This is a genomic window from Staphylococcus pragensis (genome assembly GCF_004785665.1).
GTDB lineage: Bacteria > Bacillota > Bacilli > Staphylococcales > Staphylococcaceae > Staphylococcus > Staphylococcus pragensis.
Map to the genome: position 1 here is coordinate 1 of NZ_SRPJ01000007.1, position 14,026 is coordinate 14,026.

The following is a 14,026-nucleotide window of genomic DNA, read 5'->3' on the forward strand; positions in this document are numbered from 1 at the left end:
ATCATTCACTTGTCTGGTGACAATGGCAAGGAGGTCACACCTGTTCCCATGCCGAACACAGAAGTTAAGCTCCTTAGCGCCGATGGTAGTTGGATTTACGTTCCGCTAGAGTAGGACGTTGCCAGGCAATTAAATCGTATGGATGCGATGAGCCAATATCGAGACCGCAAGGTCTCTTTTTTTTATGTCTAAAAGAAGGGTGAAGCACAAATCAGTAATTAAAATGATTCGTACTTCACCTTTCTTTTCTTATATAGTTAATGCTTTTATTAATGCGTTTGTATGTGTTTCTAATTCGTCGTTTGGTATACCTCCAAAACCTAATATAAATTTTGGATGTTTTTGTACGATATTGTCATAATGATAGACTTTTAATTTTAAACTTAATTGTTCTGCATTTTCCATACATTCTTTTAATGTGAGACCATTTATAACTTTGATAGTAAAATGCATCCCCGTAAGCGCACCTTCTACGAGTAGTTGATCGTTATATGGTTTTAAACGTTTAAGTATATAATCTAGTTTCTCCCGATATATTCTTCTCATTTTATTTAAATGTCGCTCAAAGCTACCTGAAGCCATGAAATTAGCTATAATGTGTTGAATATGAACGGGAACCGTATTACTTTCTTTATGTGGCATGTCATAATATCTTTGTAATAATTTATTTGGAAGTACAAGATAAGCAATACGACAACTTGGAAATAATGATTTTGAAAATGTACTAATATAAATGACTTTTTCGTTTTTATCTAAACTTTGTAGAGCAGGTATAGGTTTACCATAGTATCTAAATTCTGAATCATAGTCGTCTTCAATAATATAATGTTCTTCTTTTTGATGTGCCCATTTAATCAGTTGGGTTCTTTTTTTTAAATTCATCACATAGCCAGTTGGAAATTGATGAGAAGGTGTAATATATAATATATCATTATTTGAATGAATAACTTGATTAGTGTTTATGCCATCTTTTTCTACTGTAGCTTGGATATAATCATGATTTTTCTTATCTAATACTTGTTTAATAGGAGGATAACTTGGCTTTTCTATAATAAATGAGGAATCTTTCAATAATTCTGTGACCATATTTAATAGTTGTTCTGTCGAAGAACCTATAATGATTTGTTTAGGATGAGAAGACACGCCACGACTATTAAATAAGTAATGAGCGATTTGTTGTCTTAATGACAACTCTCCTTGTATATCGCCCTTATCTAAAAGCGCTAATTGATTATCTTCAAATACTTCTTTAGCATATTTTCTAAATAAATGAAGAGGAAAATATTCTGCATCAATTTCAGCTAAATTAAAAGCATATTGATAGTGAGATTCGATGTATTCTTCTTTGTCAGTATTTATTTGAAAGTCATTTGTATTAACGATAGGAAGGGCTTGAATATCTGAAACATAATAACCTGAACGTGGTTTTGAATATATAAATCCCTCATCTAACAAAAGTTGATAGGCGTGTTCTATAGTAGTATGACTTAAAGATAAGTGTTCACTTAATTGGCGTTTAGATGGGAATTTATCATTGGCTTGATACTGACCCTCGATAATTTGGTTTTTTAACTTTTCATAAAGTGAAATATATAATTTTTGTTTATTAGACATAGTAAACTGGCCCCTAATTTTATAAATAAATTGTACCTTTTTAAATATCAGTTTATAACTTAAAATAGATTTAATCAATCGGAAAAGGGGTAAATGATATGTCTAAAATTGTTGGATCAGATAGAGTTAAACGAGGAATGGCTGAAATGCAAAAAGGCGGCGTTATTATGGACGTTGTCAATGCAGAACAAGCTAGAATTGCTGAAGAAGCAGGTGCAGTAGCAGTTATGGCTTTAGAACGTGTACCATCTGACATCAGAGCAGCTGGTGGGGTAGCACGTAGCGCTAATCCAAAGATTGTTGAAGAAGTTATGAATGCAGTATCTATTCCTGTTATGGCTAAAGCACGTATTGGTCATATTACTGAAGCACGCGTGTTAGAAGCAATGGGCGTAGACTATATTGATGAATCAGAAGTGTTAACTCCTGCTGATGAAGAATATCACTTAAGAAAAGATCAATTCACAGTACCTTTCGTTTGTGGTTGCCGTAATTTAGGTGAAGCAGCACGTCGTATTGGTGAAGGTGCAGCAATGTTACGTACTAAAGGTGAACCTGGTACTGGTAACATCGTTGAAGCAGTAAGACATATGAGAAAAGTTAACTCTGAAGTAAGTCGTTTAGTAGTAATGAATGATGATGAAATCATGACTTACGCTAAAGAGTTAGGTGCACCATATGAAGTGTTAAAACAAATTAAAGATAATGGCCGTTTACCAGTAGTTAACTTTGCAGCTGGTGGGGTAGCAACACCTCAAGATGCTGCATTAATGATGGAATTAGGAGCTGACGGTGTATTCGTTGGTTCAGGTATTTTCAAATCAGAAGACCCTGAGAAATTTGCTAAAGCTATTGTTCAAGCTACAACTCATTACCAAGATTATGAATTAATCGGTAAATTAGCAGCTGAATTAGGTACTGCTATGAAAGGTTTAGATATGAACAAAATTTCATTAGAAGAACGTATGCAAGAGCGTGGTTGGTAAGCTATGAAAATTGGTGTATTAGCATTACAAGGTGCCGTGCGTGAACATATTCGACATATTGAATTAAGTGGTCACGAAGGTATTGCAGTAAAAAAGGTTGAACAATTAGATGAAATAGATGGCTTAATTCTTCCTGGTGGTGAATCTACTACTTTGAGAAGACTTATGGATCTATATGGTTTTAAGGAAAAGTTACAACAGTCTGACTTACCAATGTTTGGTACATGTGCAGGATTAATTGTCCTTGCGAAAGATGTCGAAGGTGAAACAGGATATTTAAAAAAATTGGATATTACCGTTGAACGTAATTCATTTGGTAGACAGGTTGATAGTTTTGAAGCTGAACTTGATATTAAAGGCATTGCTGAAGATATAGATGGTGTATTTATACGTGCGCCACATATCTCTAGCGTAGAAGATGGTGTAGAAGTATTGAGTACTGTAGGTGACAAGATTGTTGCCGTTAAACAAGGCAAATATTTAGGGGTATCATTCCACCCTGAATTAACTGATGATTATAGAGTGACACAGTACTTTATTGATCACATGGTTAAGTAATATAAATTCTTAGGAGGCGCTCAAAATGAGTGCCTCCTTTTTCAAAAATAAAAACCTAGAACTTTCTACATAGTGAAAAGTTCTAGGTTTATTTAAACTCTATATTAAATAAAGAATCCAGCGATTGCTGCTGAGATGAATGAAACTAATGTCGCACCGAATAAAAGTTTAAGACCGAAGCGGGCTACGACGTCACCTTTCTCAGAGTTAAGTGATTTAATAGCACCTGAAATGATACCGATTGAACTGAAGTTAGCGAATGATACTAAGAATACTGAAGTAATACCTTTCGCATGTTCAGAGATACCTTTTAAGTGACCTAATGATTGCATCGCAACGAATTCATTAGATAATAATTTAGTTGCCATTACTGAACCTGATTTAACAGCATCTTCCCAAGGTACACCAGCTAAGAATGCTAATGGAGCAAAGACAAATCCAATTAAAGTTTGGAAATCCCATTTAATTGTACCACCAGATACTAAACTAAAGGCACCACTTACTAAACCATTTAATAATGCGATGATAGCGATATAACCGATTAACATAGCGCCAACGATAACGGCAACTTTAAATCCATCTAAAATGTATTCCCCTAACATTTCGAAGAAAGATTGTTTCTTCGTTTCGCTCTCATCTACTAATAATTTATCTTCTTCTTCATTAACTTTATATGGGTTAATGATTGAAGCGATAATGAAACCACCAAATAAGTTTAGAACAACGGCTGTTACAACGTATTTAGGTTCAATCAATGTAAAGTATGCACCGATGATTGATGCTGATACTGTAGACATTGCTGAAGCGGTTAATGTGTATAAACGTTGTTTAGGAATGTAAGGTAACTGTTGTTTTAATGAAATGAAAACTTCAGATTGTCCTAAAATAGCAGCGGCTACTGCGTTATAAGATTCTAAACGTCCCATACCATTAATTTTAGAAATTAAGAAACCTAACACGTTAATAATCCAAGGTAAAATTCTAGTGTATTGTAAGATACCAATTAATGCTGAAATGAATACGATTGGTAATAATACGCTAAAGAAGAATGGTGGGTTCTTAGGATCTACATATTTAAATCCACCAAATACGAAATTAACCCCTTCTGCTGCTTTTTGTAATAAGTAATTGAATCCTTCTGAGATTCCACCAATGACTGTAATACCTACTGTTGTTTTTAATAGAATAAACGCGAAAATAAGTTGGATAACAAGCAATATTCCAACATATTGCCAGCGGATATTTTTTCTGTCAGAGCTAAATAAAAATGCAAGTGCTAAAAAGAAAATTATCCCTATAATCCCAATAAGAATATGCATGATTCTACTCCTTTAAATTTTTACTTTACCTTATATAATACAATAAATTAGTGTAAGTAACATCATAATTTTTAAAATTATAAAAACAAATTGGTTGAAAAAGGTCAAAGATGCTCATATAATATAGTCAAAGAAGGTCAAAAGAGGTGGTAAATCATGCACAACATGTCTGACATCATAGAACAATACATTAAAAAATTATTTGAAGAAACTAATGAAGACGTGGTAGAAATTCAAAGAGCAAATATTGCTCAACGTTTCGACTGTGTACCTTCTCAATTAAATTATGTGATTAAAACAAGATTTACAAATGAACATGGCTATGAAATAGAGAGTAAACGTGGTGGCGGAGGTTACATCCGAATCACAAAAATTGAAAATAAAGATGCAACGGGGTATATTAATCACCTAATGCAACTTATCGGGCCATCTATTTCACAACAACAAGCGTATTACATTCTAGATGGTCTATTAGATAAAAATCTAATTACTGAAAGAGAAGCTCGAATGATACAAGCTGTTGTCGATCGTGAAACGTTAAAAATGGACGTGGTTGCTAGAGATATTATTAGAGCAAATATTTTAAAACGTTTGTTACCAATTATTAATTACTATTAATAGAGAAAAGCGAGGTGTCTATGTGTGCTTTGCGAAAATTGTCATTTAAATGAAGCAGAGGTTAAACTCACAGTTAAAAGTAAAGAAGGTGCTTCTGAAAAGTGGGTCTGTTCGATTTGTGCGCAAGGAGATAATCCATGGCATCAAAATGAACATACGTCGTCACATTCCCAGTTTCAAGATGATATAGAAGAAGCATTTGTGGTGAAACAAATTTTACAACATCTTGCTACTAAACATGGAATTAATTTTCACGAAGTGGCTTTTCAAGAAGAAAAACGATGTCCAACATGTAATATGACGTTAAAAGATATAGCGCATGTAGGGAAATTTGGATGTGCAAACTGTTATGCTACATTCAAAGAGGACATTATAGATATTGTGAGGCGAGTACAAGGTGGACAATTTGAACATATAGGTAAAACACCTCGCTCTTCACATAAAAAACTTGCTATAAAAAAACAGATTGAAGAAAAAACAAAATATTTAAATATATTAATAGAAGAACAGAACTTCGAAGAGGCTGCTGTGGTTAGAGATGAAATTAAAGCCTTAAAAGATGAGAGCGAGGTGGGACGTCATGAGTGATATCAACCCTCACATTAGTGATTGGATGAAAGAAACTTCTGAAGCGCCTATCGTTATGTCGTCACGTATTCGGTTAGCGCGTAATTTAGAAAATCATGTCCACCCATTAATGTTTCCATCTGAGCAATCAGGTTTTAGAGTGATTAATGAAGTTCAAGACGCATTACCTGAGTTAACATTGATGAGACTAGATACTATGGATCAACAAAATAAAATGAAACTAGTGGCAAAACATCTGATTAGTCCTGAATTAATTAAACAACCTGCCTCAGCGGTGTTATTAAATAATGATGAATCGATGAGTATCATGCTTAATGAAGAAGATCATATTCGCATTCAAGCAATGGGAAGTGATTTATCATTACATGAGTTATATCAACAGGCCTCTGAAATTGATGATCAGCTCGATGAAAAGCTTGATATAAGTTATGACGAGCATCTAGGTTATTTGACGACTTGCCCTACTAATGTAGGTACGGGTATGAGAGCAAGTGTCATGCTTCATTTACCTGGCCTATCTATTATGAAAAGAATGAATCGTATCGCTCAAACAATTAATCGTTTTGGATTTACGATTCGAGGTATATATGGAGAAGGCTCACAAGTTTACGGACATATTTATCAGGTTTCAAATCAGCTTACACTTGGTAAAACTGAAGAAGAAATTATTGATAATTTAACAGAAGTTGTTCAACAGATTATTAATGAAGAAAAACAAATCCGTGAACGATTAACTCAATATAATGAACTTGAAACATTAGATCGTATATATCGTTCATTAGGCATATTACAGAATAGCCGAATGATATCAATGGAAGAAGCGTCTTATAGATTAAGTGAAGTGAAATTAGGCGTAGATTTAGGCTATCTATCGTTAAATAATTTTAAATTTAATGAGCTAATGGTTAGCATACAATCCGCATTCTTATACAATGACGAAGATGAAACGGTATCTGTCAATCAACGTCGAGCAGATATTTTAAGAGAACATACAAAATAGGAGGTATAGAACGATATGCTATTTGGTAGATTAACTGAGCGCGCACAACGTGTGTTGGCACATGCGCAAGAAGAAGCAATCCGTTTGAACCATTCAAATATAGGTACAGAACATTTATTACTTGGTTTAATGAAAGAACCTGAAGGTATCGCAGCTAAAGTTTTAGAGAGCTTCAATATTACAGAAGATAAAGTGATTGAAGAAGTTGAGAAACTCATTGGTCACGGCCAAGAGCAAACAGGCACACTTCATTACACACCAAGAGCGAAGAAAGTGATTGAACTATCTATGGATGAAGCTAGAAAGCTACACCATAACTTTGTAGGTACAGAGCATATTTTATTAGGCTTAATCCGTGAAAATGAGGGCGTAGCAGCACGCGTCTTTGCCAATTTAGATTTAAATATTACAAAAGCACGTGCACAAGTAGTGAAAGCATTAGGTAGCCCAGAAATGAGCAATAAAAATGCTACAGTAAATAAATCTAATAACACACCAACATTAGATGGTTTAGCGCGTGATTTAACAGTCATTGCTAAAGATGGAACGTTAGATCCAGTTATTGGTAGAGATAAAGAAATTACACGTGTGATTGAAGTATTAAGCCGTCGTACTAAAAACAACCCAGTTTTAATCGGTGAACCTGGTGTGGGTAAAACAGCAATTGCTGAAGGTTTAGCACAAGCAATTGTAAATAATGAAGTACCTGAAACATTAAAAAATAAACGTGTCATGTCATTAGATATGGGTACAGTTGTTGCGGGTACAAAATATCGTGGCGAATTTGAAGAACGCTTGAAAAAAGTAATGGAAGAAATTCATCAAGCAGGTAATGTCATTCTATTTATCGATGAATTACACACATTAGTAGGTGCTGGTGGCGCTGAAGGTGCTATTGATGCATCAAATATTTTGAAACCTGCGTTAGCACGTGGTGAATTACAATGCATTGGTGCTACTACATTAGATGAATATCGTAAAAACATCGAGAAAGATGCAGCATTAGAACGTCGTTTCCAACCTATTCAAGTGGACGAACCTACGGTAGAGGATACAATTGCTATCCTTAAAGGTTTACGCGATCGTTATGAAGCACATCACCGCATTAACATTTCAGATGAAGCACTTGAAGCGGCTGCAAAATTAAGTGATCGTTATATTTCTGATCGCTTCTTACCAGACAAAGCAATCGACTTAATTGATGAAGCTAGTTCTAAAGTAAGATTAAAAAATCATACAACACCTAGTAATTTAAAAGAAATTGAACAAGAAATTGAAAAAGTGAAAAACGAAAAAGATGCTGCTGTTCATGCACAAGAATTCGAAAATGCAGCAAACTTACGTGATAAACAAACTAAATTAGAAAAACAATATGAAGATGCTAAAAATGAATGGAAAACATCTCAAGGTGGCCAATCTACTTCATTATCTCAAGAAGACATCGCTGAAGTGATTGCTGGTTGGACTGGTATTCCATTAACTAAGATTAACGAAACAGAATCTGATCGTTTATTAAACCTTGAAGACACATTGCATCAACGTGTTATTGGGCAAAACGATGCTGTCACTTCTATTAGTAAAGCAGTGCGTCGTGCTCGTGCTGGATTGAAAGATCCTAAACGTCCAATTGGTAGCTTTATCTTCTTAGGACCTACTGGTGTAGGTAAAACAGAATTAGCTCGTGCATTAGCTGAGTCAATGTTCGGTGAAGAGGATGCTATGATTCGCGTTGATATGAGTGAATTTATGGAGAAACATGCAGTGAGTCGTTTAGTCGGAGCGCCTCCAGGTTATGTAGGCCATGATGATGGTGGTCAATTAACTGAAAAAGTAAGACGCAAACCTTATTCAGTTATTTTATTCGATGAAATCGAAAAAGCACATCCAGATGTATTTAACATCTTGTTACAAGTTCTTGACGATGGTCATTTAACTGATACTAAAGGGCGTCAAGTTGACTTCCGTAATACAGTAATTATCATGACATCAAACGTAGGTGCACAAGAATTACAAGACCAACGTTTCGCTGGTTTCGGTGGTGGCACTGAGGGCCATGATTACGAAACAATTCGTAAAACAATGATGAAAGAATTGAAAAATGCTTTCCGCCCAGAATTCTTGAACCGAGTTGACGATATCATCGTCTTCCATAAACTTACTAAAGATGAATTGAAAGAAATCGTAACAATGATGGTTAATAAATTAACTAAACGTCTTTCAGAACAAGATATTGATATCATTGTAACGGATAAAGCAAAAGAAAAAATTGCTGATGAAGGATATGATCCAGAATACGGTGCACGTCCGTTAATCAGAGCGATTCAAAAAACAATTGAAGATAACTTAAGCGAATTAATCCTAGAAGGTAATCAAATCGAAGGTAAAGAAGTTATCATCGACCATGATGGTAATGAATTTAAATATGATATTCGTGAAAAAAATAATGACGACGTAACTGATGAAGAAACAACATCTGACGTTGAAGCGTAAATGATTTATCAAATTTAATTATGATAATACGAGGTCAAGACGAGTAGTAAGTCTTGACCTCGCTTTTATATAGCAGTGGTGTAGTTTGCTCTAATGATATATTAGACTTCTGCGCCACTTATTTTTCTATCTTTACATTTGTCATTATTAATCGATACATATAAAATAGATTTGTTCATAGAAAAATCGGAGGTGCAATTTTGGCCAAAAAGAAAGTGATTTTTGAGTGTATGGCTTGTGGCTACCAAACACCTAAATGGATGGGTAAATGTCCAAATTGTGGTGCATGGAACCAAATGGAAGAAATAGTTGAAAAAGCTGCAAACCCTAAACATGGCGTTAAAGCTAAAGAGTCTAGCGCTAAAGTACAAAAATTAAACAATATTAAGCATGAAGCAACACCAAGAGTTCAAACAGAATCTAAAGAATTTAACCGTGTTTTAGGTGGCGGTATTGTTAGCGGCTCATTAGTACTTATCGGTGGTGACCCAGGTATCGGTAAGTCTACATTGTTATTACAAATTTGTGCATCGCTATCACAAAAATTAAATGTACTCTACATTACGGGTGAGGAATCATTAAATCAAACTAAATTACGTGCAGATCGTCTTGAAGAAGATTCAAGTAATTTAAATGTTTTAGCTGAAACGGATTTAGAAGTTATTCACCAAACTGTACAACAAGAACAACCAGACATTTTAGTAGTGGATTCTATTCAGACGATATATCATCCTGAAATTAGTTCGGCCCCTGGTTCTGTCTCACAGGTACGTGAAAGTACGCAAAGTTTAATGAATATTGCTAAACAAATGAACATTGCTACTTTTATCGTTGGACACGTGACTAAAGAAGGACAAATTGCTGGGCCACGATTATTAGAACATATGGTAGATACAGTATTGTATTTCGAGGGCGATGAACATCACGCTTATCGAATTTTGCGCGCAGTTAAAAACCGTTTCGGTTCAACAAATGAAATGGGCATTTTCGAAATGAAACAAAGCGGGTTAAAGGGTGTACAAAACCCATCCGAAATGTTCTTAGAAGAACGTTCAACTAATGTTCCGGGCTCTACTATTGTTGCAACAATGGAAGGAACGCGACCACTACTTATTGAAGTGCAAGCTTTAGTAACGCCAACTACTTTTAATAACCCAAGACGTATGGCGACTGGTATTGATCATAATCGCTTAAGTTTATTAATGGCTGTATTAGAGAAGAAGGAAAATTATTTATTACAGCAACAAGATGCTTATATTAAAGTAGCAGGTGGCGTACGTTTAACAGAGCCTGCAGTAGATTTAAGTGTGATTGTAGCTACTGCCTCCAGCTTTAAAGATAAAGCAGTAGATGGCCTCGATTGTTATATTGGTGAAGTCGGTTTAACGGGTGAAGTTAGACGCGTATCACGTATTGAACAACGTGTGCAAGAAGCAGCGAAGTTAGGATTTGAAAGAGTAATTATTCCTCAAACGAATATTGGCGGCTGGACGTTCCCAGAAGGTATTCGTGTAGTAGGTGTGTCAACAGTACATGAAGCTTTAAAGTATGCGTTTAAAGCATAATTAAGACGGCTAAAGAGGTGAGATTTATGAAGGTATTGAAGGGTATAGTAGTGATTATCTATATCATCCTCGGTACATCGCTTGGGATTCTGTTAATACCCGAGATACTCCATGATTTAAATATAAAGAATCATCCTATTTTAACGAATTACTACGTCGATGGTTTCATAGGCATCGTGTTGTTTTTCTTAATATTTGGTTTGTTTATAAATAAAGTAACTAAAACATTAAAAAATGTAGAACAATGGATTCTACAACGAAGTGCAGTTGAAATATTATTTGCAACGCTTGGTCTTATTATCGGTTTATTCATCTCAGTGATGGCGTCTTTCATACTTGAAATGATTGGCAATTCCATTTTAAATCATTTAGTGCCGATCATTATTACACTACTATTATGTTACTTAGGTTTCCAATTTGGTTTGAAAAAGCGCGACGAAATGCTTATGTTTTTACCAGAGAATATGGCACGTTCAATGTCTAAAAATAATGTCAGTGCGATACCTAAATTATTAGATACAAGTGCAATTATCGATGGTCGTATTCTAGATGTTATCCGTTGTGGATTTATTGATGGGGAGATTCTTATACCTCAAGGCGTGATTAATGAGCTTCAAGTGGTAGCTGACGCTAATGACAGTGTGAAACGTGAAAAGGGCCAACGTGGTTTGGATATTTTAAATAAATTATACGACTCGGATTATCCCACGCGCGTTATTCATCCTCAAAAATCACATAGTGATATCGATGAGTTATTAGTGGAATTGGCGCAATCTTACCATGCGCATGTCATTACGACAGATTTTAATTTAAATAAAGTATGTCATGTACAAGGGATTAAAGCGTTAAACGTGAATGATTTATCTGAGGCAATTAAACCGAATGTGCATCAAGGCGATCATATTAACATCTTATTAACTAAGATGGGTAAAGAACCGGGTCAAGGTGTAGGTTATCTCGATGACGGTACAATGGTGGTTGTAGACAATGCGAAGCAACTTGTGGGTAAACAAGTAGAATTAGAAGTCATCAGTTTATTGCAAACGTCATCTGGACGTATTATTTTTGCTAAAAAATTAGGTGACGTTAATTAGAGTGGCTAAGTGAGTGAGCGATGATATTATACAACTAGCATGAAATACATGCGAAATGGATGAGGTAGCAGAATCGTTAGAGACGCATGGGTTTCATGTGGAACGCTAGCTGTTTAGGGCACTCTTTTCAAAAATAAAAAATGCTGTATACGGAGATGACGTGAGACTTATCAAAGTGTTGATTTAGTGCTACAATAGTGTAGAAATGTGACGTTTTATCTAAGTATAGAGTGGGTGAGGAAAGTTATTCAAAAACGCGTCTTTATAGATAGTTTGGGATAGCTTTTTTCTAATGGAAGAAGATGTTTCTGAGGTGCCTATAGTGTGCCCTGTGGTTAGATGAACCGTGATTGATTAATGAATAATTATTAGGAGTGAATATAATGAGTGAACGCGTAAGAGTTAGATATGCGCCGAGTCCAACTGGATATTTGCATATTGGTAATGCGAGAACGGCATTGTTTAACTATTTATTTGCTAAGCATTATGATGGAGATTTCGTAGTGCGTATTGAGGATACTGATAGTAAACGTAACCTTAAAGATGGCGAAGCTTCTCAGTTTGAGAACTTAAAATGGTTAGGTTTAGATTGGGATGAATCAGTGGATAAAGATAATGGCTATGGTCCATATCGTCAATCTGAACGTGGTGATATTTATAATCCACTTATTCAACAATTGTTAGATGAAGACAAAGCTTATAAATGTTATATGACTGAAGATGAGCTTGAAAAAGAACGTGAAGAGCAAATCGCGCGTGGTGAGATGCCACGTTATGGTGGTAAACATGCGCACTTAACAGAAGAAGAGCGCCAACAATTTGAAGCGGAAGGTCGTAAACCATCAATCCGATTCCGTGTACCACAAGATAAAACTTACACGTTTAATGATATGGTTAAAGGCGAAATTTCATTTGATTCTAATAATATTGGCGACTGGGTTATCGTGAAGAAAGATGGTATTCCTACTTATAACTTTGCTGTAGCAGTCGATGATCATTACATGGAAATTTCAGATGTTATTCGCGGTGATGACCATGTATCTAACACACCTAAACAATTAATGATTTATGAAGCATTTGTTTGGGAACCACCTCGCTTCGGTCATATGTCATTAATCGTTAATGAAGAGCGTAAGAAATTAAGTAAACGTGATGGTCAAATTTTACAATTCATCGAGCAATACCGTGATTTAGGTTATTTACCTGAAGCGTTATTTAACTTCATTACATTATTAGGTTGGTCTCCTGAAGGCGAAGAAGAAATCTTCTCTAAAGAAGAATTTATTAAGATTTTTGATGAAAAACGTCTTTCTAAATCACCAGCAATGTTTGATAGACAAAAACTTGCTTGGGTTAACAACCAATATATGAAAGAGAAAGATAACGAAACAGTATTTGAACTTGCTTTACCTCATTTAATTAAAGCAAACTTAATTTCTGCTGAACCTAATGAAGAAGAAAAAGAATGGGGCCGTAAACTTATTGCACTTTACCAAAAAGAAATGAGTTATGCCGGCGAAATCGTACCATTATCAGAAATGTTCTTTAAAGAAATGCCTGAATTAGGTGAAGAAGAACAAGAAGTACTTAATGGTGAACAAGTACCTGAATTAATGTCTCATTTATATGGTAAATTAGAAGCATTAGAACCATTTGAAGCTGCAGAGATTAAGAAGACAATTAAAGAAGTTCAAAAAGAAACTGGCATTAAAGGTAAACAACTATTTATGCCAATTCGTGTAGCTGTTACTGGTCAAATGCATGGTCCTGAATTACCAAATACTATCGAAGTATTAGGTAGAGACAAAGTGTTATCACGCTTGAAAAAACACGTTTAAAACAAAGATTTGAACGACGGTGGATGTAGCTTTGTACTTGAAATTTTACATTAAAGCTCATATGATTAGGTTACACATGAAACAAAGGATTAGTAAATATCAGATAATGTATTCAGAGAGTGTGCGGTAGCTGCGAGCACATCATTATCAATATTGAATGCACCTTTGTATTAAGAATCAATTGAATATGTAAATGAGTATGATAAAGAGACTGTCTTGATGAATAGAAGGATGGGTAATCTTTATCTAAATACAGAGTGGAACCGTGCGGTAGCGCCTCTAGCATATATGTGTTAGAGGTGCTTTTTTATTAACTAAAATTTAGATTGAGTAGTCGTAATTGTGGAATTAATTAC

At 35.0% G+C, this 14,026-nt stretch carries 11 protein-coding genes and 1 rRNA gene; 10 read left to right on the forward strand and 2 right to left on the reverse strand.

Annotation, left to right across the window (positions count from 1 at the left end; genetic code table 11):
* Nucleotides 1–12: 12 nt before the first annotated feature.
* A 5S ribosomal RNA gene (rrf, locus tag E2558_RS10065) occupies nucleotides 13–127 on the forward strand.
* 122 nt (nucleotides 128–249) lie between these two features.
* On the opposite strand, the gene pdxR is transcribed toward rrf, so the two are convergent.
* Nucleotides 250–1,614 (reverse strand): MocR-like pyridoxine biosynthesis transcription factor PdxR, encoded by a 1,365-nt coding sequence (gene pdxR / locus E2558_RS10070; RefSeq protein ID WP_126566068.1) that lies wholly within the window; start codon nucleotides 1,612–1,614, stop codon nucleotides 250–252.
* Between the two features lie 98 nt (nucleotides 1,615–1,712).
* Here pdxR and pdxS point away from each other — a divergent pair, with 98 nt between their 5' ends.
* Nucleotides 1,713–2,600, forward strand: a complete 888-nt coding sequence (gene pdxS, locus E2558_RS10075; protein ID WP_126566066.1) for a pyridoxal 5'-phosphate synthase lyase subunit PdxS — start codon at nucleotides 1,713–1,715, stop codon at nucleotides 2,598–2,600.
* A 3-nt stretch (nucleotides 2,601–2,603) separates the two neighbouring features.
* The gene (gene pdxT, locus E2558_RS10080; RefSeq protein ID WP_126566064.1) at nucleotides 2,604–3,158 is read left to right on the forward strand and encodes a pyridoxal 5'-phosphate synthase glutaminase subunit PdxT; all 555 of its coding nucleotides are present in this window, start codon (nucleotides 2,604–2,606) and stop codon (nucleotides 3,156–3,158) included.
* Nucleotides 3,159–3,262: 104 nt separating this feature from the next.
* Here pdxT and E2558_RS10085 read toward each other — a convergent pair whose 3' ends face one another.
* Nucleotides 3,263–4,477: a NupC/NupG family nucleoside CNT transporter gene (locus E2558_RS10085; RefSeq protein WP_126566061.1), complete on the reverse strand. Its 1,215-nt coding sequence runs from the start codon at nucleotides 4,475–4,477 to the stop codon at nucleotides 3,263–3,265.
* Nucleotides 4,478–4,633: 156 nt separating this feature from the next.
* Here E2558_RS10085 and E2558_RS10090 point away from each other — a divergent pair, with 156 nt between their 5' ends.
* The 7 genes from E2558_RS10090 to gltX all read left to right on the forward strand — a co-directional run bounded on the left by E2558_RS10090 (nucleotide 4,634) and on the right by gltX (nucleotide 13,670).
* A complete protein-coding gene (locus E2558_RS10090) occupies nucleotides 4,634–5,095 on the forward strand; it encodes a CtsR family transcriptional regulator (RefSeq protein ID WP_103297547.1) in 462 nt (153 codons plus the stop codon).
* A 24-nt stretch (nucleotides 5,096–5,119) separates the two neighbouring features.
* Nucleotides 5,120–5,683: a UvrB/UvrC motif-containing protein gene (locus E2558_RS10095; RefSeq protein WP_126566059.1), complete on the forward strand. Its 564-nt coding sequence runs from the start codon at nucleotides 5,120–5,122 to the stop codon at nucleotides 5,681–5,683.
* The gene (locus E2558_RS10100; RefSeq protein ID WP_126566056.1) at nucleotides 5,676–6,683 is read left to right on the forward strand and encodes a protein arginine kinase; all 1,008 of its coding nucleotides are present in this window, start codon (nucleotides 5,676–5,678) and stop codon (nucleotides 6,681–6,683) included. The genes E2558_RS10095 and E2558_RS10100 overlap by 8 nt, the downstream gene beginning before the upstream one ends.
* A gap of 15 nt (nucleotides 6,684–6,698) precedes the next feature.
* On the forward strand, nucleotides 6,699–9,173 hold the full coding sequence (locus E2558_RS10105; RefSeq protein WP_126566054.1) for an ATP-dependent Clp protease ATP-binding subunit: 2,475 nt from the start codon (nucleotides 6,699–6,701) through the stop codon (nucleotides 9,171–9,173).
* Between the two features lie 200 nt (nucleotides 9,174–9,373).
* The gene (gene radA / locus E2558_RS10110; protein ID WP_103297551.1) at nucleotides 9,374–10,738 is read left to right on the forward strand and encodes a DNA repair protein RadA; all 1,365 of its coding nucleotides are present in this window, start codon (nucleotides 9,374–9,376) and stop codon (nucleotides 10,736–10,738) included.
* Between the two features lie 26 nt (nucleotides 10,739–10,764).
* Nucleotides 10,765–11,832 (forward strand): PIN/TRAM domain-containing protein, encoded by a 1,068-nt coding sequence (locus E2558_RS10115; protein ID WP_126566052.1) that lies wholly within the window; start codon nucleotides 10,765–10,767, stop codon nucleotides 11,830–11,832.
* 383 nt (nucleotides 11,833–12,215) lie between these two features.
* The gene (gene gltX / locus E2558_RS10120; RefSeq protein WP_126566050.1) at nucleotides 12,216–13,670 is read left to right on the forward strand and encodes a glutamate--tRNA ligase; all 1,455 of its coding nucleotides are present in this window, start codon (nucleotides 12,216–12,218) and stop codon (nucleotides 13,668–13,670) included.
* Nucleotides 13,671–14,026: the final 356 nt, after the last annotated feature.